The sequence below is a fragment of the Alistipes sp. genome (assembly GCF_048465635.1).
Taxonomy (GTDB): Bacteria; Bacteroidota; Bacteroidia; order Bacteroidales; family Rikenellaceae; genus Alistipes.
The window spans coordinates 79,216-100,970 of the sequence record NZ_DBFWLF010000011.1 but is presented as its reverse complement, the minus strand read 5'-3'; the positions used below and the strand labels follow the sequence as shown (position 1 = coordinate 100,970).

Here is a 21,755-nt window from a genome sequence, read left to right as displayed (position 1 = left end):
GAAACAGCCCGTAGAGCCACCCCGCATCGGGCCGCAGGACGACGCAGCCCGAGGAGCCGCCGCTCGGCTTTACTACCAGCGCACGGGTTCGTTCAGGATCACCCCGTCCGCCGCATCCTCCGCCGTGAACGTACCGCCCCGGTACTGCACGCAGAGCATCACCAGCGGTCGGTCGCCGTTGTTGCGCACGGAGCGCTTCCCCGCCGGAGCCACCCGGACCACGCTCCCCTCCCCGATCGGAAACACCTTTCCGTCGACCTGGAACTCCCCCTTGCCGGCAAGGAAGAAGTAGAGCTCCTCATGGTTTTTGTGCGTATGGAGGAATCCGGTCTCCGTACCCGGCCGGAAGAGCTGGAAGGAGAATTCGCCGCCCGTGGCCCCCACGGCCGCGCCGCCGAACACCTTGCCGGGAATCTTCACGTCGGGACCCAACTCCAGCAGGTAGTCGCCCAGTTCATCCAGTTTACCCACACTCACCGCCGAGAAATTCTCCGCCGCGGCCACTTTTTCGATCCGTTTCATCGCATGACTGATTTTGAGGTTTCGCAGAGCCGACACCATCATCGCACCGCTCCTGCGCAGCACAAATATACGTCACGGAAAGCTGAAATGCAAGCGCTTACCTTTTGGCCACATAGTAACCTTGCGCTCGCTTTTGCTGGCGGCGAGCGCTTTGCGGCGGCGAAAAAATTCAAATTATTTTGCGTAACTTTGTCCGAACAGATACGCTCCCAAACACTCAGTCGCATGCAGCAAGAAACGCATCCCTCGATCCTCGAAACCTGTCCGATCCGCAACGTCATCGCCCGTCTGGGCAACAAGTGGTCCCTGTTGGTGATCCACATCCTCGCCGAACACGGCGTGATGCGTTACGGCCAGCTCGGCCGCGAAATCCCCGACATCTCCTCGCGCGTCCTGTCTGGGACGCTCCGCACGCTGGAAGCCGACGGACTGGTTGCGCGCAAGGTCTATCCGGTCGTCCCGCCGCGGGTCGAATACCGCCTGACGGAGACCGGGCGCTCGCTCGTGCCGCTGATCGACTCGCTGACCGCCTGGGCGCAGAACCACATGCAGACCATCCTCAGCCACCGCCGGGAGTTCGAACGACGGTCGAAATAACGCCCCCGCCGGTCGGCCTTACGCCTCGGACGCCGACGCAGGGAGGGTGACCGTGAAGCGCGAACCCCGTCCGGGCCGCGAGGCGACGTCGATGCGGCCGCCCATCCCCTCGACGATGGTTTTGCAGACCGAAAGCCCCAGTCCGGCCCCCTGCTTGAATGCGTCGATCTTGTAGAAGCGGTCGAAAATCCGCTCCCGCTCGTCCCGGGGGATACCCAGCCCGGTATCGGCCACGAACAGCCGGACAGCGCCGCTGCGCGCATCGCGGCTGCACCCCAGCTCGATATGCCCCTTGCGGGTGAACTTGACGGCGTTGCCCACCAGGTTCTCCATCACCTGCCGCAACCGGATGTCGTCGGTCTCGGCCCGCAGGTCGCCCTTCGGAAGGCGCAGGCGGATCTGCACCCCTTCGGGCATCCGCTCCGCGAATTTGTCGTAAATATCCCGCAGAAGCCGGTTCATCGAGTGGGAGCCGACGCAGTAATTCATCGAACCGGACTCCATGCGCGACAGGTCCAGTATGTCGGTGACCAGCGTAATCAGGTAGTCGCAGTTGCGGCTGATGAGCGCCGAATACTCGCGCACCTCCTCGTCGCGGGGGTCTACCTCGCCCCCGATCAGCAGGTTCGAGAAGCCCACGATGGCGTTCAGCGGCGTGCGGATTTCGTGGCTCATGTTGGCCAGAAAAGCCGATTTGAGCCGTTCGCTCTCCTGCGCCTTGTCGCGCGCCAGGCGCAGGGTCTCCTCGGTGGTCTTGTGCTCCTGAATGCTCTGACACACCCCCACCACACGGTAGGGCGACCCGTCCTCGGTTCGGCCGAGGTACATCGACTGCTCGGAGAACCACTCCCACGTGCCGTCCCCACGCAGCAGCCGGTAGGAAAAGGTGTCCTGAACCTCCTGGCTGGTAAGCTGCACACGAAGCGCTTCGGCCAGCATCTCCCGCTCGTCGGGGTGCACGCGGGCGAAGAACTGCTCCTGCGTAATCGTGCCGTCCCCGGCCGGAATACCCAGGTAGGAGAACCAGTGCGCATCGATGAGCATCCGGTCCTGATCCAGATCGTAAAACCACGGAAAAATCTTGGTCCGCGCCAGCACCATGCTCAGGATGCGTTCGCGCGTGATCTCGTCCATGATGTTGCGGAACGAGAGCAACCTGCGGCCGCATTCGAGCCGCGTGATGCAGCCGCTGACGAAGAACTGCGCGTTGGACGCAAGGCAGCGCATGATCGTACCGGCAGGCAGTTTGACCTGCGCATTTTCCGGCTCCTCCAGCGCCCGAAGCAGTCCGGGCAGCAGGTCGTCCCCGTTGCAGAAAACCGACAGTAGGTCGGCGATCCCGACTCCCGCCGGATCGTCCGCGACGCGCAGATCCTGCCGGGCCAGCGTATTGGTCCGGTAAATTATCCCGTCGCAGTCGAAGAAGATCGCGCCGGTCTGCATGGCCTCCAGCATCAGGTCGGAGTAGTAGCCCGCCCCCGGGCAACGGCACGCACCTTTCCGGTCGGACGGATCGGGATTCACGCAGTTCGGGTCGTTTGCTGCTCGCATGGATGGATCGAATGCTGATTACGTTTTCTTGCAAAGGTAATCCTTAATCCTGCGAAAAGAGCCGGACGGGCTATTATTGCCTGCTGATAAGGAAATCGGGTCCGATTTTTGGGGATAGAAATGGCTACTTTTGCCCGCGTAGAATCCGCCCCGATGAGCAACCGCCCGGAAATAGCCGCAGCAGCGCACGGATGGCCCTGCGACGCCGAATTTCGCATTTCGGACGACCCGGCCGCCTTTCCCGTGACGCCCTGTCCGACCTACCTGAAAACCGGGATCGGCGGCGTCTGCCGGTCGGGGCACATCACCATCCAGGTGCTCGAAACCCGGTTCCGCATCACGCCGGGCATGATCGTCACCCTGCTGCCCTGGCAGCTGGCCTCGGTGCGGGAGGTGAGCGACGATTTCCGCATCACCTACTTTACCCTCTCGCAGCCTTTTTTCATGGATATTCTGAGCGGACTGTGGCGGCTGCGGCCCGGCTTCTTCTTCTACATGAGCCGCCACATCGCCTCGGAGCCGGACGAGCGGAACATCGACCGCTTCCTCGCCTACTGCGACCTGCTGACCCATTGGTACGGCCAGGCCTCGCCGACCTGCCGCCGGGAGACACTCGTCCAGTTCCTGAGGATCTACTACTGGACCGTCTTCATGGTCTACATCGACGATCCGCTGGCACAGAAGACGCGCTATTCGCACAAGGAAGAGCTGGCCTTCCGGTTCATCCAGCACATCGTCGAGGAGCATTCGCCCGACCGCGACGTGGCCTTCTACGCCCGGAAGCTCGGCATCTCCCCCAAATCGCTCACCAACCTGGTCCGCAGCCTGAGCGGACAGTCGGCCCGCGACTGGATCGTCTACTATACGCTCATCGAGATCAAGTCGCTGCTGCGCGACTCCGCACTGGACATCAAGTCAATCGCCGCACGCACCCGGTTTCCCGACCCCGCGACCATGAGCCGCTTTTTCCGCCGCTACACCGGCATGTCTCCCTCCGAATACCGGGAAAGTTTCTTCTTCTGACCGCTCCGGCGCGCACTTTCCGCGGTACTCTCCCCGATCCGCCCCTGCCGGGCGGCGCTTCGCCGTGCGCGTTGGCGCAGGATTTGATGGTTTCTCCCAAAAAACGAGAGACTATGCCAGCAAAAAGCGAAAAACAGCGCAGGCTGATGGGCGCGGCCCTGGCCTACAAACGGGGTGAGAACAAACACCCCAGCGACGAGATCAAACACGTCGCGGAGAGCATGACCGAAAGCGAACTGGCCGAGATGGCCAAGAAGCCCCGCTCCGAAAAGAAGAGCAAATAGCATCTCTGCACGATTCGAAAGGGCGCTCCGTGGTATTAGACGATGCCGCGGAGCGCCCTTTTTGCGCGGTATCGGCGCCCTTTCCGCATTTTTTCACAAATTTTTTAGACCGCTCGGCCCCCGGTGCGTCTTTAAGAGTGAAGACGTGCAAAAGATGAGACGACACCACCCCGCCGAACGAATACCCCGCGAGGAAGCGCCCGAAGAGATCCGGCGTCTCTGGGAGCGGATCGCCGCCCCTGCAGGAACCCGCGCGCGCATCGAAGCGCGCACGATGCGGAAGATCGCGGCCGGACGGCGCCTGACGCTGCGTCCCGTGCTGCAGTACGCCGCCATGATCGTGCTGGCGCTGATCGCTGCCGGATCGCTCTACCGGGCATCGCACCCCGCTCTTTCGGATGCGTCCGCAAGGGTGAGCATCCGCACCCCGTCGGGTGCCCGCACCAACCTTACGCTTCCCGACGGAACCGAGGTTTGGCTCAACGCCGGCAGCGAACTGAGCTACCCGACCGATTTCGACCGGCAGCACCGCACGGTGCAGCTCTCGGGCGAAGCCTATTTTGAGGTGACCGAAGACCGACATTCGCCCTTCCGGGTGAAGGCGGCGAATTTCGAGGTGACGGTACTCGGGACCCGGTTCAACGTCCACTCCTATGCCGACGAAGCGATCGCCCGCGTCACCCTGGTCGAAGGCTCCGTGCAGCTCCGGTCGGGTGAGGCCGAGGCGCTGCTCCGTCCCGGCGAGCGCGCCGTACTCGACCGCAGCACGGCGGGGAGCCGCTTCGAAATCAGCTCCTGCCCCGACACGGAGAGCGAGCTTGCATGGCGCTCGGGCCGCCTCATCTTCCGTTCGGAGCCTTTCCGCGCGATCGCCCGCCGCATGGAGCGCCGCTACGGCGTTACGATCGAGATCGCGGACACCCGCCTTTCGGAAGAGCGCCTGACCGGCGAATTTGACAGCGAGTCGCTCACCGAAGCGCTGCAACGCCTGCAAACCATCCTGCACTATACCTACCGGATCGAGAACGACCGCGTCACGATCCGGCGATGAAGCGAACCTTAAACCCCGTGCCTATGAAGTAACCCCGCCCGAACGAACAAAAATCGGGAAATGCGCGAACATTTCCCGAGCGTAGATTGTTCAAAAAACACCTCAGGTCAAGCTCCGGATGCAGGTCTGCATCCGAGGAAGCATTTGTTGCACAATCATTTCACAAAACTATGAAAAAATCTCGGGATAATACCGTTTTTCACCCGAAAAAACGGATCATTTCCCTATTATTGACGCTATTCGTACTCTTCACGCCGCGCATAGCCTCCGCAGACGACGCAGCGCCTGCAGGGCGGGTGCAAATTAAAGTACGTCATGCGACCCTCCAGGTCGTGCTGGACGAGATCGCCCGGCAGAGCGGCTGCAAATTCTTCTACAAGGACCGCCTCATCGAGGCCCGGCGCGACATCACGCTTACGGCGTCGGGCACGCTCGCGCAGGTGATGACCGCGCTGGCTGCCAAGGCCGGTTTCCGCTACGAAATTACCGACAATGGTCTTGTCATTCTCACCGAAGCGCCCAAGCCGGCTCCCGCACCGTCGGGGCACAGCGTCACGGGCTGCGTCCGGAATGACGCGGGCGAGCCGATCGCCGGCTGCATGGTCCGCATCGAGGGAACCGTACGCGGAACCACCACCCTCTCGGACGGCACTTACGTGCTGGCCGACGTGCCGAAAGAGGCCGTGCTGCGCTTCTCGTTCCTCGGACTGGAGGATCACACCGAGGCGGTCGGAGGCCGGAACAGCATCGACGCGGTGATGCGCGAAGCGGCGCTCGGGCTGGACGAAGTGGTGGTGATCGGCTACGGCGTGTCGAAGAAGAGCGACCTGACAGGTTCGGTCGCCTCGCTGCGCCCCGACGTGCTGGAGAACAATACCTCCTACAACCTCGAACAGGCGCTCAAGGGGCGCGTGGCCGGCGTGCGCGTCGTAACCAATTCGAGCAGCCCCGGCAGCCGCGTGGAGATCAACATCCGCGGCGGCAACTCGATGATCGCCAGCAACTCGCCGCTCTACGTGGTCGACGGCTTCGCGCTCACGGGCGGCATCGACTTCCTCAACCCGGCCGACATCGCGTCGATCGACATTCTCAAGGACGCCTCCGCCACGGCCATCTACGGTTCGCGCGGAGCCAACGGCGTGGTGCTCATCACGACCAAGCAGGGGGAGAAAGGGGGCGAAATGACCGTTTCGCTCAACACCATGTACGGGGTTCAGACCGAGGCCAAACGCTACAAGATGCTCGATGCGCAGCAATACGCCGAGGTGGCCAACGAGTGGCTCCGCAACGACGGGAAGCTGCCCTACTTCGACCTGGACATCGTCCGCAATCCCGGAACGGACTGGCAGGACCTGATCTTCCGCACCGCCGCCGTGCAGGACCACACGGTCAGCTTCTCGGGTTCGACGCCCAAGATGCGCTACATGGTCTCGGGCAACTACTTCGCGCAGGAGGGCATCCTGCGCGGCACGGGCGTCCAGCGCGGCTCGGCACGCGTCAACCTCGACAGCGAGATCAAGAGCTGGCTCAACCTAAGCTTCAACACCTACCTCTCGCGCCGGCAGAAGGATATTCAGAACGTCGACAACGGCGCGCTGGGCAACAACCTCTTCTCGGGGGCGATGGCCGCAGCGCCCACCCTCACCCCCTACGACGAGAACGGGCAGATCAACCAGATTCACACGCGCTACGCCTTCACCTCGCCCGACATCACCAACCCGCTGATCTTCCTGCAAAACAAGAACACGACGCAGCGCAACTCGGTGCTGGGCAACCTGGCGCTCGAATTCAGGCTGCTGCCAGGGCTGAGCCTCAAAAGCTCCTTCGGACTGGAATACGAGAACTACCTGAACGAGCAGTACACCCCGATCATCTACGAAAACGACTTCGGCAGCGCCTCCGAAGAGTCCTACTCGCGCACCTCGTTCCTCAACGAAAACACGCTCCACTTCACGCACACCTTCCACGACGACCACACGATCGGCTTCGTGGCGGGCTTCACCTACCAGAACAGCCGCGACCGCCGGCACACGATCTCCGTGAGCAAGTTCACGGGCAACATTACCGAGAACTACAACCTGGGCAGCGCCGAGAACGTCGATCCGCCCAGTTCGGCGTACAGCGACTGGGTGCTGGCGTCGTTCCTCGGGCGCATCAACTACTCGTTCCGCAGCCGCTATCTGGTGACGCTGAGCTTCCGTGCCGACGGTTCGTCGCGCTTCGGCGAGGACAACAAGTGGGGCTTCTTCCCCTCGGGCGCGCTGGCGTGGCGAATCTCCGAGGAGCCTTTCATGCGCGACCAGCAGACGGTCGACAACCTTAAACTGCGTCTGAGCTACGGACTGACGGGCAACACGGCGCTGGCTCCCTACCAGACGCTCGACCGCCTCTCGTCGGTGCGCTACATCTACGGCGACCACAAGGACGCGGTGGGTTACGCCTCCTCGGCGATCGCCAACAAGAGCCTCAAATGGGAGACGACCGCACAGTTCGACCTCGGGCTGGACGTTTCGTTGTGGCGCAACCGCCTCTCGCTGACGCTGGACTACTACCGCAAGCACACCTACGACCTGCTGGCCTCGTCGCCCCTGCCCTGGTCAACGGGCCACCGCACCACGCTCAAGAACGTAGGCGAGATTCAGAACAACGGCGTCGAGTTCAGCCTCTGGGCCGAACCCGTCCGCACGCAGAAAGTGCGCTGGAGCATCGGCGGCAACATCTCGCACAACGAGAACAAGGTGCTCAAACTGGCCAACCACAGCGACATCATCGGCGGCAGCGCCCTCTTTTCGGCCACCAACATCGCCCGCGAGGGCGAGCCGCTCGGGGTCTTCTACGGATATATCGAGGAGGGATTGGACCCGGCCGGATTCATCCGCTACAAGGATGTCAACGAGGACGGCGTGCTCAACCCCTCGGACCGGGTGATCCTCGGCAGCCCCTATCCCGACTTCGTCTACGGGATCACGAGCGACCTAAGCTACCGCAACTTCACGCTCAACCTCTTTTTCGAAGGCTCCTACGGCAACGAGGTCTACTGGGAGACGGCCGGTTCGCACCTCAACTCCTTCCAGAAGGGAACCAATCAGTTCGCCGACCTCTACGGAAAGTATTGGACCCGGGAGAATCCCGATCCGGACGCCAAATACCCCAAACTGTCGAAGGACACCAACTTCAACTCCTCCGACCGCTTCGTCAAAGACGGCAGCTACTTCCGCCTCAAACAGCTGACCCTGACCTACACGCTGCCCACCAAAAAACTCGGCATGCGCTGGTTCAAGGGGGCCGCGATCTACTTCACGGCCACCAACCTCTTCACCGTCACGGACTATCCCGGTCTGGACCCCGATGTCAACACGCGCGGCAGCGACAGCGACGTTATTTCGAGCCGCCTGATGATCGGCATCGACGGAAGCGCCTATCCCCTTTCGCGCACCTACACGGCCGGTCTGCGCCTCCAATTTTAGCCGTACCTAAAACGCTTTACGATGAAACGAATCATTCCCTGCGCGCTTCTTCTGACGGCCTCGCTGCTCGCCTCGTGCGAAGGGTGGCTCACGGAAACGCCGCGCAATATCGTCACCAAGAACAACTACTACCGCACCGAAGCCGACGCCCAGGCGGCCATCACGGGCGCATACAGCGCCATCGGCTCCGACTACTTCGGCATCACCTACTACCTGATGGAGGAGCTGCACGCCGATTACCTCACCGGCCGCGGCACGCAGGCTCCCATCTCTTCGGTCGACATGCTGCTCAACCAGATGAGCATCGACCGCTGCGGCCAGTGCTGGGAGAGCTTCTACAAGTGCATCAACCGCTCGAACGCCGTGCTGGACAACGTGACGCCCATGGACATCTCCGACGCCCTGAAACGGCGCATCCTCGCCGAGGCCCGCTTCCTGCGCGCCATGTCCTACTTCAACCTCGTCCGGGCTTGGGGAGACGTGCCGCTCCGCCTGCACGAGATCGTCGACGAGAGCACGCTGGCGGCTCCGCGCGCGCCTGTCGCCGAAGTCTGCCGGCAGATCGAGGAGGACCTGCTCATCGCCGAGAACGACCTGCCGGACGACGTAGGCCGCAACACGGGCCAGGCGAGCCGGTGGGCGGCCAAGATGCTCTACGCCCAGCTGCTGCTCGCCCAGGAGCGGTGGGGCGAGTGCGCCGACAAGTGCTTGCAGATCATCGCCGCAAACAAGTTCGCCCTGGTCCCGGTGGAGGTCGAATCGGACTTCTACAACCTCTACAACGACGATTCGAGCGTCGAGGACATCTTCTCCATCCACCACTCCATCACCAAGCGCGCCGAGATCACCTTCTACCTCCATGCGCCCGCCACACCGCCCTACAATTACAGCGGATCGGAGGGGGTTTACGCCTGGCTGCCTAACACCAAGGGCGCTTCGATCATTGGCGACAGCTGGGACGACCGCGATCTGCGCAAGTCGTTCAACCTCTACAAGCAATACCAGAACGAGCAGGGCGAGTGGGTCGACAATACGGTCAATCCGGTGCTCTTCAAGAAGTTCATCACTACCAAGGAGGGCACGGCGATCAACACCGTTCCCGTCTACCGCTATGCCGAGGCGCTGCTGATGTATGCCGAAGCGGCCTGCATGGCGGAAGGCTCCCCCTCGCCGCAGGCGCTCGAGCGGCTCAACCAGGTCCGGCGGCGCGCCTACGGCTACCCCGCCGCGGCTCCCAGTAAGATCGACTGCCCCGCAGGCATGTCCTTCGCGGAGTTCCGCGACGTCGTCCTGCGGGAGCGCGCCTACGAATTTCTGCTCGAACGCCGCCGCTGGTGGGACCTCAAGCGCACCGGCAAGATCAAGGAGGCGTTCGCCGCCATCGGCAAGAACTACATCGACGAGCGGCTCCTGTGGCCGATTCCCCTCGCCGAAATCCAGAACAATCCGATGATCGACTACAAAGACCAGAATCCGGGTTACTAACCTCAGACATCCGATGAACATGAAACGACTGCTATTTCCCGTGCTCCTCGCATCGGCGCTGCTCGCAACCCGCTGCGCCGACGACAAGGACGATATGCCCAGCTGCCCGATCGCCAAAGCCGATGCGCTCGGCGCGCGGGGCGGCTACCTGCGCGCCGAAATCCGGCTGCGCCTCTCCGACCCCCTGACCCGGCGGGTCGCCCTCTACTGGTTCCCCTCGAATACCGATACGGTGTGGATCGACACCCCGACCGTCGACCCCGACGCCGAGCTGAGCGTCGCCATCGGCGAAGGCACTTCCTACCCGATCGACGAGGGGAACTACCGCCTCAAGGCCGTTTCGTTCGGCGCGGGGCAGGAGCGCTCCGAAATCTGCTTCGTCCGGATGAACGTCTACGGCGACAACTACATCCAACAGCTTGCCAACCGCCCGGCCGAGGTGGTGACCGAAGGCACGTCGGCCATGACCGTCGCCTTCGGCGATCCGGTCGACGAGCGGGAGGTGGGCATCGAAATTGCCTACACCGACAACGAGGGCGTGGCGCAGGTACGCACTTTCGCCAACGACGAACTCGCGGAGCCGGTGCGCATCGAAGCCGACCTGCTCGAACTGGCCACGTACCGTTCGGTCTACCTCCCCGAGCCGGAGGCGCTCGACCGCCTGAAGGCAGCGCCTCACAAGATCGCGGGCTACGCCAACGTCAACGTCGCGCAGGGCAAGAAGGCGACGTGCAGCGACTGGTTCATGAGCTTCACCGCCGACAAGGCTGTGGACGGGATCGACCTGGTCGACGCCTCGCGCTGGGTCAACAACGTCGCCGCGGGCGAACACTGGCTGCAGATCGACCTGGGCGAGGTCTGCGCGATCAACTCCTACCAGCTCTCCATGGGAACCAACGGAGCCAATGTCGGAACCAAGACGCCGGCCTACGAATTTCAGGCCGAGGTCGGGGGCGAATGGGTGACGCTCGACGCCCAGGCCGATGCACTCGACGCCCTGCACAAATGCTCCTTCCCGCAATCCGTCGCAACCTCTAAAGTCCGTCTCTACATCCCCGACGGCAACTGGACGGACAAACTGCGGCTTTATGAAATCCAGGTTTTCGCACTAATCTGACCAATGCCATGAAACACCAATCATACCTCGCATGCGTCCTTCTGCTGGTCGCCGGCATCGCATGCTGCGCCTGTGAAAAGGAGGCGGACAACGACGGCATCCGCAAGGGAGACTACCTTTTCGGCACACTGATGAGCAACCCCGACAAGGCCGCCGGGCAGGCCGCCGTGGGCATCGGCTGCGCCTCGCTCACCCTCCGCTGGGAGGAGTTCGAACCCTCGGAGGGGGTCATCAACACGGCCTATGTCGAGCAGATTCGCGCCCAGATCGAGCAATTCCAGTCCGCCGGCATGCGGATCGTCCTTGATTTCGGCATCCACTATCCGCCCCGTTGGGCGACCGAGCTGGCGTACTGCCGCCACGTCAACCAGTACGGCGACGCCTACGTGGTGACTCAGACCAGCGGACTGAACACGCTCAACGGGGTTTTCAACCGCAACGTCCGCGAGAAAATGGCCGCCTACGTCGGCCGGGTCTTCCAGGCGTTCGACCCCTCGACCTTCTTCGCCATCCGTATCGGTTGGAGCTACTATGCCGAGCTGCACTACCCTGAACGCTCCTACAACGGGCGCAACAACTGCTACTGGGGATACGACCCGATCGCGCTGGGGCAGGTTCCCGAGCTGCTGCCCGAGGGCATCGAGCCGAACCCCGTGCCGGAATGGATGCCCGGTCAGCCAAGCGAGAACAACGAGAAAGCGCGCCGGTTCATCGAGTGGTATCTCGAATCGCTGCGCAATTTCCAGGATTTCCAGATCGCCGCCCTGCGCCGCCACTACGATGGCTACATCAACGCCCTCTATGCCGACTGGGGCGTGCGGCCGGGACAGATCGACGAGGCGGTCGCGGGCGATCTGGACGGATTGTCGTTCGCCGAGAAGTACGGACAGCTGCAGAAAGGTTACGATCATGCCCGCTTCATCGCGGCCATACGGGACCCGAAGGTGGTGGTCTACAACACCTGCCTGAACTCGAACTACCCCTACCCGATGACCGCGAGCATCGTCGACGACAACGGCTCCGATCCCCGGTACTGGAGCCCGGTTCACTTCGAGGCGTGGTGTGCCGAGCAGAACCCCGTCCGACCGCGGGTCTGGGCGGAGAACGACGGCAACGACAACTACTACATGATGCAGATCTGCTTCAAGCGCATGCAGCGCTACAACCTGATGGGCATCATGTGGGCATTCGAGTACAATTTATACAGCAACGACCCCAACCTGGCGCAGTTGTACGAGTATGCCCGCTTCATCGAACAATACTCCCTTTAACCGAGCAACTCCTGCAACCGGCGGATCGCGTAGGCAACGTGGTTCTTGACGGTCGATTCCGCAACGTGCATGATCCGGGCGATCTCCCGGTATTTCAGCCCGTCGACCTTCGCCAGCAGGAACGCCATCTTGCACTTGGCCGGAAGACGCGAAAGGGCGTCCGCAAGCGCCTTTTCGCGCCCCTCCGGCGCTTCGTCGGCCGCGTCCGCTAATTCGAGCGAGAACTCCTCGAGCCGGTCGATGCGCGCGAAGCGCATCCGCTGCGCCCTGCGCAGGTAGCTGACGGAGAGGTTGCGCGCCACGACGAACAGAAAAGCGGGGGCGTTGCGGACCTCCTTCATGCGCTGCCGGCGGTTCCAGACCCGACAGAACACCTCGCTGACGATCTCCTCCGCGACCTCGCGGTTGCGGACGATCCCGTAAACGAACAGGTAGAGATTATCGGTGTGGCGCTCCATGAGCGCGCGCAGCGCGGTGACGGCTTCGGAGTCGGTCTTGGGGTCGGACATGTTGCGAACGCAGTTTCTTAGTCCAAATTTACTATTTTTTAAACACAAACCGATATGACTTGCAAAAAACTCCTTCCGGCGCTCCTCATTCTCTGGATCGGAGGGTCGCTGTCCGCTCCGAGCAGCGTCCGCGCCTCGGAGGACAACGCCCGCTGGGTCGATCCCCTCGTCGGGACCGACGGGACCGGACACACCCATCCCTGCGCCAGCGCCCCCTTCGGCATGATTCAGGCCGGCCCGGAGACGGGCAGCTTCGACTGGGCCTACACGGCCGGCTACCAATACCGTGACACGCTCCTCTGCGGCTTCTCCCAAACGCGGCTGAGCGGTACGGGGGTCCCCGATCTGGGCGACCTGCGGCTGCTTCCGACCACCGACCCCGCGCAGCGCGCCTGCGGAATGGACAAGGGTTCGGAGCGGGCCGAACCGGGCTACTATGCGGTCAGGCTCTCGTCGGGCATCGCCTGCGAGATGACCGCCACGGAGCACGTGGCCTTCCACCGCTACGCCTACCCGGCCGGAGAGGCGCAATGGCTGCTCGTCGACTTCCAGTCGGGGCTTGTAACCGACCGGGAACGGCTTCCGGAGCGCATCGAAGCCTGCGACCTGCGGGTGGAGAGCGATTGCGAGATTATGGGTACGATCCGCTGCAAGGGGTGGGTCGGGCGCAGTTATGCTTTCCGCATCCGCTTCGACCGTCCCTTCACCGAACGGCGCGTACTTGCGCCGGATGACCCTCGGGAGCGAGCGCCCCGCTGGGTGCTTGGCTTCGCCGAAAACGGGCGGCCCCTGCAGATCAAGATCGCCCTGTCGCGCACAGACGTTCGGAGCGCCGCGGCCAATATGGAGACCGAGGTCCCCGGCTGGGACTTCGCCGCGGTGCGCAGCGCCGCCTACGCCGCCTGGCGGAAGCTGCTGGGCACGGTGGAGATCGACGGGTCGAAGGCGCAGAAACGCACCTTCTACACGGCGATGTACCACCTCTACCTGCAACCCAACATGATCTCCGACGCGGGCCAAGAACCGCTCTACTCCACCTTCTCGCTGTGGGACACCTACCGGGCGGCGCACCCGCTCTACACGCTGCTCGAACCCGACCGCTTCAGCCGCTTCGTCACCTCGCTACTTGCGCAGGACGAACGGCAGGGTTATCTGCCCGTCTGGCCGCTCTGGGGCGCGGAGACGTACTGCATGGTCGCCAACCACGCCGTTCCGGTCATCGTCGACGCCTGCCTGAAAGGGATTCCGGGCATCGACACGTGCAGGGCCTACCGGGCCGTCCGCCGATCGCTCACCACCAGCCACCCCAAATCCGACTGGGCGCTCTACGACCGCTACGGCTACTACCCCTGCAACCTGCTGCCGCGCGAAGCGGTGTCGCGCACCCTCGAATCGACTTATGACGACTACTGCGCGGCCCTGCTGGCCGCCCGCATGGGCGACCGGAAGGCGGAGGCGCACTTCCTGCGGCGCTCCTCCTACTGGCGCAACCTCTTCGACCCAGCGACGGGCCTGATGCGCGGCAGGGACAGCGCCGGACAGTGGCGCACCCCCTTCGATCCGCTCCGCATCGGCCACCGGCCCGACACCGACGCCGGAGACTACACCGAGGGGAACGCCTGGCAATATACGTGGCACGTGCAGCACGACGTGCCGGGGTTGGTGGCGGCGATGGGCGGCGAGGAGCCTTTCGCTGCACGCCTCGATTCGCTCTTCACCATCGACACCGACGCGCGGCACGGCTTCGTGGCCGACGTGACCGGGCATATCGGGCAGTACGCCCACGGCAACGAGCCGAGCCACCACGTCGCCTACCTCTATTCCTGGACGAACCGGCCGTGGCGCGGGCAGGAGCTGATCCGTCAGATCGTCGACACGCGGTACAACGACCGTCCCGACGGCTTGTGCGGCAACGAGGATTGCGGTCAGATGTCGGCGTGGTATCTCTTCGCCTGCATGGGCTTCTACCCGGTCGACCCCTGCGGCGGCTCCTACGTCTTCGGCGCGCCGCAGATCGGCGCGATGACCCTGCACCTGAAGAACGGGAACACGCTCCGCATCCGCGCGAAAGGACTTTCGGCCCGTAACCGCTACGTGGCGCGCATCACGCTGAACGGCGAGCCGGTCACCGGCCGGGAGATCACCCATGCGCAGCTGATGCAGGGCGGCGAGCTGGTCTACACGATGACCGACCGACCGTGCGACTACCGCAGCGATACCGAACAGTACGCCGATGTCATCGTCTACGGGGGAACCTCCGCGGCGGTCACAGCGGCCGTCGAGGTCGCCCGCTCGGGCAAGTCGGTGATCGTCGTTTCTCCCGACCGTCACTTGGGCGGCATGTCCTCCGGCGGACTGGGCTACACCGATTCGGGGAACACGGCCGCCATCGGGGGCCTATCCCGCGAGTTCTACCACCGCATCTGGCGCTACTACAACCGGCCCGGGGCGTGGAACCGGCAGCCCCGCAGCGCCTTCGGCAACCGGGGACAGCAGACCGCAGCCATCCTGGACGCCGACAGCACGATGTGGGTCTTCGAGCCGCACGCCGCCGAGCAGGTCTTCGAGGAGCTGATCTCCGAACACCGGGTCCGCGTCTTCCGCGACGAATGGCTCGACCGCGAACACGGGGTCGCCACCGACCGGGGGACCATCCGCTCGATCCGCACCCTCTCGGGCAAACGCTTCGCGGGCAAGGTCTTCATCGACGCCACCTACGAAGGCGACCTGATGGCCGCCGCGGGGGTCGGCTACCGCATCGGGCGCGAGAGCGCCGCGACCTACGGCGAGTGCTGCAACGGCGTGCAGACGGGCATCTGCCACCACCGCCACCACTTCCGGCTGCTCCCGAAGCCGATCGACCCCTACCTCGTTCCGGGCGATCCGGCAAGCGGCCTGCTGCCGCGCATCGCGGCGACGCCTCCGGGAGAGAAGGGGGCGGGCGACCGGAAGATTCAGGCCTACTGCTACCGCATGTGCCTGACCGACCTTCCGGAGAACCGCGTCCCCTTCACCCGCCCGGAGGGGTACGACGCATCGCAGTACGAGTTGCTGCTGCGCATCTTCGACACCGGCTGGCGCGAATGGTGGCAGAATGTAGACCACCTGCCCAACCGCAAGAGCGACACCAACAACCACGGTCCCTTCAGCACCGACAACATCGGCATGAACTACCGCTATCCCGACGCCGGCTACGCGGAGCGGCGGGCGATCCTGCGCGAACACGAAACCTACCAGAAAGGGTTGCTGTGGTTCGTCTGCCACGACCCGCGCGTTCCGGCCGAAATCCGCGAGCGGGCGAACCGCTGGGGGCTTGCCGCCGACGAATTTCGGGACAACGGCCACTGGCCCCATCAGATTTACATCCGCGAAGCGCGCCGCATGGCGGGCGCCTACGTGATGACCGAACACGACCTGCTCGGGCAGCGGAGCGCTCCGAACCCGGTGGGCATGGGCTCCTACCCCATGGACTCCCACAACGTCCAGCGCTACGTCGCCCCCGACGGCTCGGTGCAGAACGAGGGCGACATCGGCATCGAAACCCCCGGCTACGGAATCGCCTACGGCGCAATCACGCCCCGCCGCGAGGAGTGCACGAACCTGCTGGTTCCCGTCTGCGCCTCGTGCAGCCACATCGCCTACGGCTCGATCCGCATGGAGCCGGTCTTCATGATCCTCGGCCAGTCCGCCGCCGTGGCCGCCTGCCACGCCATCGACGAGGGCGTCGCCGTGCAGGAGGTAGACTACCCCGCCCTCCGCACCGCACTCGAAGCGCGCGGACAGCGCCTCCACGCACGCATCGGGTGCGACAACCCGCGCCTTGCCAAAGCCTACGACCTTGCCGTCGAGACGGTCGACGAGAACATCCGCGGCAGCATCCTCGCGGCCGGGGCCGACTACGGCGGGGAGTGGACGCGCGACATCTCGATCAATGCGTGGAACGGCGTGAGCATGCTGCGGCCCGCGACGGCCGAACGCTCGCTCTGGAGCGTCACCGTCGGCCGGGACACGGCCGGCCACCAATACTGGGACCGGGCGCTGTGGATCGTCGCCGCCGCGAACCACTACCGCCTGACGGGCGACCGCACGTTCCTCGCCGAAGCCTACCGCTGCGGCGTCAACACGCTGCGCGGGCTGGAGAAACAGGCGTTCGATCCCGCAACGGGACTGTTTACGGGCGCGTCGGTCTTCAACGACGGCATTTCGGGCTATCCCGTGGAGGTGTACGATCCGACGGTTATTTCGAGCTACGTGCTCGACCACCCCAACGCATGGCGTATCAAAACGCTGAGCACCAACTCTCTCTACTGCGGCGCTTACCGCGCCCTGAGCGAAATGGCGCAGGCACTGGGGCTGGATGCGGCAGCGTTCGACGACCAGGCAGAACGGCTCCGGGAGAACATATTGCGTCATTTCCGCGGCCCCGCGACCGGGCGGCTGGCCTACCTGATCGACCACTCGGGCAAACGGCACGACTATCAGGAAGCGCTGGGGATCTCGTTCGCGGTGCTCTTCGGCGTCGTTGCGGGCGATGCGGCCCGCGAGCTGATCGGACAGGCCGTCGTATCGCCCCACGGCATCCCGACGATCTGTCCCGACTTTGCGAACTTCTCGCCCGAGCATCCCGGCCGGCACAACAACCTCGTCTGGCCGATGGCCATGGGATTCTACGCCCGAGCGGCGCGGGCGACGGACAATTGGGAGCGCTTCCTGCACGAACTGTACGCCCTGACCCACCTGGCGCTCGACAAAGACAAGGGCAACGGCGATTTCCGCGAAATCTACAACCCCCGCACCGGACAACCCGACGGCGGCTACCAGATGCTCAACCCCGCGACGCCCGACATGCACTGGCGCTCGTGCTCGAAGCAGGTCTGGTCGGCCACGGCCTACCTAAGCATGGTCTACGACGGCCTGCTCGGCATCCGGCCGGAAGCCGACACGATCCGCTTCGAGCCGTTCCTGCCCGAGGGCGTCGGACGGCTGCGGGTCAACGACCTGAACTACCAGGGCGTCCGCTTCGACATCGAAGTTCGGGGCCGCGGCACGACGATCGCCTCAATCCGGCTGGACGGCGAGCAGCTCGCACAGCCCCGGATTACCGCAGAACGATTCGCCGAACGGACGCACCGAACGATCGAAATCGAACTGAAACCATGAAACGGGTACTTCTGATCCTCTTGTTTTCGGCGCTTTTCGGCCGCACTCCGGCGCAGGAGCTTCGCTCTCCCGACCGGCGGCTGCACCTGCAATTTGGACTCACACCGGCGGGCGAGGCGACCTACCGGCTCGACCTCGAAGGGCAGCCCGTGCTGCTTCCGGGCCGGCTGGGTTTCCGCATCGCCACGCTCCCCGACCGTCCGCAGACGCCGGACGAAACGCTGACGCGCGACTTTACGATCGCCGCCGTCCGCTACGATTCGCTCGACGAACGGTGGCAGCCGGTGTGGGGCGAGGAACGCACGATCCGCAACCATTACAACGAACTGGCGGTCACCCTCTCGCACACCTCCGGCCGCCGGATGACGGTACGCTTCCGCCTCTTCGACGACGGGTTGGGATTCCGCTACGAATTTGCGGATCAACCCCGTCTCCAATACTTCATCGTGCGCGACGAGCTGACCGAATTTGCCCTGACGGGCGACCACACCGCCTACTGGATTCCCTGCGACTACGACACGCAGGAGTTCGACTACACCGTGTCGCGGCTCTCCGAAATTCCCACCCTCTTCGACCGCGCGGTGGGCGGCAAGCGGATCGTGCAGCGGGAGCGGAACCGCGTGCAAACCGCCCTCTTGATGAAATCGGACGAGGGGCTCTACATCCTGCTGCACGAGGCGGCGCTGGTCGGCTACTCCTGCATGCACCTCGAAGCGGTGGGCGGCAACCGTCTGCGCACCCATCTCACGCCCGATGCGATCGGCAACAAAGCCTACATGCAGACCCCCTGCCACACCCCGTGGCGGACGGTCACGGTGAGCCGCGACGCCCGCGATCTGCTCCGCAGCCGCCTGACGCTCAATCTGAACGAGCCCTGCGCAATCGAGGACACCTCGTGGATCCGGCCGCTCAAGTACATGGGGGTCTGGTGGGAGATGATTACGGGCAAAAGCACCTGGTCGTACACCTCCGACTTCGCCTCGGTCCGGCTCGGGCAGACCAACTACCGGACGGCCGCGCCGCACGGCCGGCACGGAGCGACCACGGACAACTGCCTGCGTTACATCGACTTCGCGGCAGCGCACGGATTCGACGCGCTGCTGATCGAGGGGTGGAACGCGGGTTGGGAGGATTGGGAGAACCGCTGGAAGGAGCGGGTCTTCGACTTCGTGACACCCTACCCCGATTTCGACCTCGAAGCCGTCACGGCCCATGCCCGGGAGAAGGGGCTGGAACTTATCATGCACCACGAAACCTCGGCGTCCGTGCGCAACTACGAACGGCTGCTCGACACGGCCTATCGCTTCATGACCGCGCACGGCTACCGCACGGTCAAGAGCGGCTATGTGGGGCGTATCCTCCCGCGCGGAGAGTACCATTACGGACAGTGGATGGTCGACCACTACCTCCATGCCGTCCAAACCGCCGCCCGTTACCGCATTGCGGTCAACGCCCACGAAGCCGTGCGGCCGACGGGACTGTGCCGCACGTGGCCCAACCTGCTGGCCAACGAATCGGCGCGCGGCAGCGAGTACCACGCATTCGGCGGCATCCGGACCCACCACACCGCTATTCTCCCTTTCACACGCCTTGCAGGCGGTGCGATGGACTACACGCCCGGAATTTTCGAGATGGAGATGGCGCAGCACAACCCCCGCAACCGCTCGCATGCCGACTGCACAATCGCCAACCAGCTGGCGCTCTATGTCACCATGCCGTCGCCGCTGCAGATGGCATGCGACCTGCCCGAAACCTACGAGCGGTTCCCCGATGCTTTCCGCTTCATCGAACAGGTGGCCGTGGCATGGGACCGGAGCTTCTATATCGAGGCCGAACCGGCCAAATACATCACTGTGGCGCGCCGGGCGAAGAATTCGGACATCTGGTATGTCGGCAGCATCGCGGGCGACGAAGCCCACGAGGCGGTGATTCCGCTCGACTTTCTCGACCCGGACCGCCCCTACACCGCGACCGTCTACGGCGACGCGCCCGATGCAGACTGCCGCACGAATCCCCAGAGCTACCGGATCCGGACGCTCGAGGTCGACGCCTCCACCGTGCTACACCTGCGCTGCGTCGAAGCGGGCGGCTGCGCGGTCAGGATCGCACCACGGTAAAAATTATTTGAATGTCATTGTTTGCATCGCTAGATGCAGGAGGGAAGATACTTTCAAAGGGGAAGTTAATGTAACATCTATGGAGAGCCAGAACCGATAATTGCCCCCTTTAGCCACTTTAGCCTTTTTTCTGCCCTAAGAAAAATCAGCAACCATTTGTTGAGTTGCTAATATTCAATACAAATATTAATTGCATCGTATCCTAAGAATAAGCAGAGGACGAAAAAATACGGCATATTTCCTTTGTTCTGCATAAATAACAGATCCAAGTTCACGGCTTAACGGTCGGGAGTCTTTATTTGGAAACCAGGAATCATTATGCCTATGAACAACGAAAAAAGGAACGTTACAGAACTTATTCAGCGTATTTGATTAAGCAAAGAAATCCTTTTTTTGTTGGAGGTAATGACTAAGCTCGACGGGGGAATTGGCACGTTGTAATTGATGTAGATGAGCTTCTGGATTGAACCTATTGACTAATTTAAACAAATCTTTTCCAGGCAAGTATTTCATAGGGTCTTGCTTAGCCCCATTTCTCATCGCACTTTCCCTATTTAAAAATAATTTATTCAGAAGTTCTTTTGTTTCTTCGTCATTTTTGGAATTTTATATTTTTCCGACAATTTGGCTTCATTTCTCTTAATTAATTCATTTGAAAATAAATTACTTGATAGAATTGCAAAATTTTCGAGTTCATTGACAGGCAAGAAAGCGACTTTATAATGTTGAATTTTAGGGAATTTCCTACAAATATTATTCTCTATAAAGTTAATTTGATCCGGCAAATAACCATCCCTATCAAATTGTCTGAATATTTTAGGATTATATCCTTCTCTTTCTGTTATCTTATGCGAGTAGATTATTTCCACATTGTTATTGCAACACCCCTTGGATGGCATGATAATAATTTCAGCATTAATTTCAAATTCACTGAATAAATGTCTCCATATTTGGGGTGCATCTTTATCCTCACATATAAAAATATTTTCTGGGTAAAGATCTTTTTGTGTGGCTCTTAGCCTATCTAATTCTGCTTGTTGTGTAGCTATCTCTAACTTGCTTTTTGCAACCATCTCAGAAACAGCGAGATAGTTGCTTTCTAATTCCGCATAGTCTTTACTCTTTCTTAAAATATAACCTAACGAATTTGCAAACCTTTGATAATTTACATCCCATAAATCTTGGAATAGGAACTTTGTGTGATTATCTGGTTGCTCAAACAAGTTTGCCTTCCCAATATATTTTTCAATATCAGTTATGAGGTTATTGTTCGATTATTTTTTGTAGTATCGACAATTCAAAATCAGTAAATGTCAAATTTAACTCTTCTTTCAGCTGTCTGAAAATATCCCCAAGTTGACCATTGCCGCTATTTGTAATTTCTAATAATTGGTGCTGAATATATTTTCTGAAATCTATATCACGGATTGCAGGAATATAAATGAATGAAATTTGGTTACGAATAACAGAGTCAGCACGCTTATAAGAAGCAGAATCGTGAATAGAGCCATCAATGCCAAAGACTTTTTCAGCAATAAACCCTTTATTGATCCCTGGGGATCTTTATATGCTCCTTTTGCTACATGGACTTTAATAGTTAC

14 protein-coding genes are annotated in these 21,755 nt (G+C 61.8%); 10 read left to right on the top strand and 4 right to left on the bottom strand.

Annotated elements, in window-relative coordinates; all coding sequences use genetic code 11:
• Positions 1-72 precede the first annotated feature (72 nt).
• Positions 73-522: a cupin domain-containing protein gene (locus ACMO9O_RS04875; RefSeq protein ID WP_418982552.1), complete on the bottom strand. Its 450-nt coding sequence runs from the start codon at positions 520-522 to the stop codon at positions 73-75.
• Between the two features lie 225 nt (positions 523-747).
• On the opposite strand from ACMO9O_RS04875, the gene ACMO9O_RS04870 reads away from it, so the two are divergent.
• Complete coding sequence (locus tag ACMO9O_RS04870) at positions 748-1,119, top strand: winged helix-turn-helix transcriptional regulator (RefSeq protein ID WP_418982551.1); 372 nt, start codon at positions 748-750, stop codon at positions 1,117-1,119.
• 18 nt (positions 1,120-1,137) lie between these two features.
• On the opposite strand, the gene ACMO9O_RS04865 is transcribed toward ACMO9O_RS04870, so the two are convergent.
• Positions 1,138-2,670, bottom strand: coding sequence for an ATP-binding protein (locus ACMO9O_RS04865; protein WP_418982549.1), 1,533 nt, complete (start codon positions 2,668-2,670; stop codon positions 1,138-1,140).
• Positions 2,671-2,823: 153 nt separating this feature from the next.
• On the opposite strand from ACMO9O_RS04865, the gene ACMO9O_RS04860 reads away from it, so the two are divergent.
• The 7 genes from ACMO9O_RS04860 to ACMO9O_RS04830 all read left to right on the top strand — a co-directional run bounded on the left by ACMO9O_RS04860 (position 2,824) and on the right by ACMO9O_RS04830 (position 12,368).
• A complete protein-coding gene (locus ACMO9O_RS04860; protein ID WP_418982547.1) occupies positions 2,824-3,693 on the top strand; it encodes a helix-turn-helix domain-containing protein in 870 nt (289 codons plus the stop codon).
• Between the two features lie 113 nt (positions 3,694-3,806).
• Positions 3,807-3,977: a DUF3008 family protein gene (locus tag ACMO9O_RS04855; RefSeq protein WP_418982546.1), complete on the top strand. Its 171-nt coding sequence runs from the start codon at positions 3,807-3,809 to the stop codon at positions 3,975-3,977.
• A 154-nt stretch (positions 3,978-4,131) separates the two neighbouring features.
• A complete protein-coding gene (locus tag ACMO9O_RS04850) occupies positions 4,132-5,028 on the top strand; it encodes a FecR family protein (protein ID WP_418982545.1) in 897 nt (298 codons plus the stop codon).
• A 296-nt stretch (positions 5,029-5,324) separates the two neighbouring features.
• Entirely contained in the window at positions 5,325-8,495 is a 3,171-nt protein-coding gene (locus ACMO9O_RS04845) for a SusC/RagA family TonB-linked outer membrane protein (RefSeq protein WP_418982544.1), read from the top strand.
• Positions 8,496-8,516: 21 nt separating this feature from the next.
• On the top strand, positions 8,517-9,980 hold the full coding sequence (locus tag ACMO9O_RS04840; RefSeq protein ID WP_418982542.1) for a RagB/SusD family nutrient uptake outer membrane protein: 1,464 nt from the start codon (positions 8,517-8,519) through the stop codon (positions 9,978-9,980).
• 19 nt (positions 9,981-9,999) lie between these two features.
• Positions 10,000-11,097: a DUF4998 domain-containing protein gene (locus ACMO9O_RS04835; protein WP_418982541.1), complete on the top strand. Its 1,098-nt coding sequence runs from the start codon at positions 10,000-10,002 to the stop codon at positions 11,095-11,097.
• A gap of 8 nt (positions 11,098-11,105) precedes the next feature.
• The gene (locus tag ACMO9O_RS04830; RefSeq protein WP_418982539.1) at positions 11,106-12,368 is read left to right on the top strand and encodes a hypothetical protein; all 1,263 of its coding nucleotides are present in this window, start codon (positions 11,106-11,108) and stop codon (positions 12,366-12,368) included.
• Here ACMO9O_RS04830 and ACMO9O_RS04825 read toward each other — a convergent pair.
• On the bottom strand, positions 12,365-12,877 hold the full coding sequence (locus ACMO9O_RS04825; RefSeq protein WP_418982538.1) for an RNA polymerase sigma factor: 513 nt from the start codon (positions 12,875-12,877) through the stop codon (positions 12,365-12,367). The genes ACMO9O_RS04830 and ACMO9O_RS04825 overlap by 4 nt on opposite strands.
• A 54-nt stretch (positions 12,878-12,931) precedes the next feature.
• Between ACMO9O_RS04825 and ACMO9O_RS04820 the strand changes: the two genes are divergently transcribed.
• Together ACMO9O_RS04820 and ACMO9O_RS04815 are read left to right on the top strand one after the other, a co-directional pair.
• On the top strand, positions 12,932-18,037 hold the full coding sequence (locus tag ACMO9O_RS04820; RefSeq protein ID WP_418982537.1) for a GH92 family glycosyl hydrolase: 5,106 nt from the start codon (positions 12,932-12,934) through the stop codon (positions 18,035-18,037).
• On the top strand, positions 18,034-20,154 hold the full coding sequence (locus ACMO9O_RS04815) for a glycoside hydrolase family 97 protein (RefSeq protein ID WP_418982536.1): 2,121 nt from the start codon (positions 18,034-18,036) through the stop codon (positions 20,152-20,154). The genes ACMO9O_RS04820 and ACMO9O_RS04815 overlap by 4 nt, the downstream gene beginning before the upstream one ends.
• A gap of 569 nt (positions 20,155-20,723) precedes the next feature.
• Here ACMO9O_RS04815 and ACMO9O_RS04810 read toward each other — a convergent pair.
• Positions 20,724-21,377 (bottom strand): hypothetical protein, encoded by a 654-nt coding sequence (locus ACMO9O_RS04810; protein ID WP_418982535.1) that lies wholly within the window; start codon positions 21,375-21,377, stop codon positions 20,724-20,726.
• Positions 21,378-21,755 lie beyond the last annotated feature (378 nt).

Bases quoted from the DNA above. Each gene is read 5' to 3' on its own strand.
- ACMO9O_RS04865 (WP_418982549.1), bottom strand. From the start codon at position 2,670: ATGCGAGCAGCAAACGACCCGAACTGCGTGAATCCCGATCCGTCCGAC.
- ACMO9O_RS04825 (WP_418982538.1), bottom strand. From the start codon at position 12,877: ATGTCCGACCCCAAGACCGACTCCGAAGCCGTCACCGCGCTGCGCGCG.
- ACMO9O_RS04855 (WP_418982546.1), top strand. From the start codon at position 3,807: ATGCCAGCAAAAAGCGAAAAACAGCGCAGGCTGATGGGCGCGGCCCTG.
- ACMO9O_RS04835 (WP_418982541.1), top strand. From the start codon at position 10,000: ATGAAACGACTGCTATTTCCCGTGCTCCTCGCATCGGCGCTGCTCGCA.
- ACMO9O_RS04815 (WP_418982536.1), top strand. From the start codon at position 18,034: ATGAAACGGGTACTTCTGATCCTCTTGTTTTCGGCGCTTTTCGGCCGC.
- ACMO9O_RS04875 (WP_418982552.1), bottom strand. From the start codon at position 522: ATGAAACGGATCGAAAAAGTGGCCGCGGCGGAGAATTTCTCGGCGGTG.
- ACMO9O_RS04860 (WP_418982547.1), top strand. From the start codon at position 2,824: ATGAGCAACCGCCCGGAAATAGCCGCAGCAGCGCACGGATGGCCCTGC.
- ACMO9O_RS04840 (WP_418982542.1), top strand. From the start codon at position 8,517: ATGAAACGAATCATTCCCTGCGCGCTTCTTCTGACGGCCTCGCTGCTC.
- ACMO9O_RS04820 (WP_418982537.1), top strand. From the start codon at position 12,932: ATGACTTGCAAAAAACTCCTTCCGGCGCTCCTCATTCTCTGGATCGGA.
- ACMO9O_RS04830 (WP_418982539.1), top strand. From the start codon at position 11,106: ATGAAACACCAATCATACCTCGCATGCGTCCTTCTGCTGGTCGCCGGC.
- ACMO9O_RS04850 (WP_418982545.1), top strand. From the start codon at position 4,132: ATGAGACGACACCACCCCGCCGAACGAATACCCCGCGAGGAAGCGCCC.
- ACMO9O_RS04870 (WP_418982551.1), top strand. From the start codon at position 748: ATGCAGCAAGAAACGCATCCCTCGATCCTCGAAACCTGTCCGATCCGC.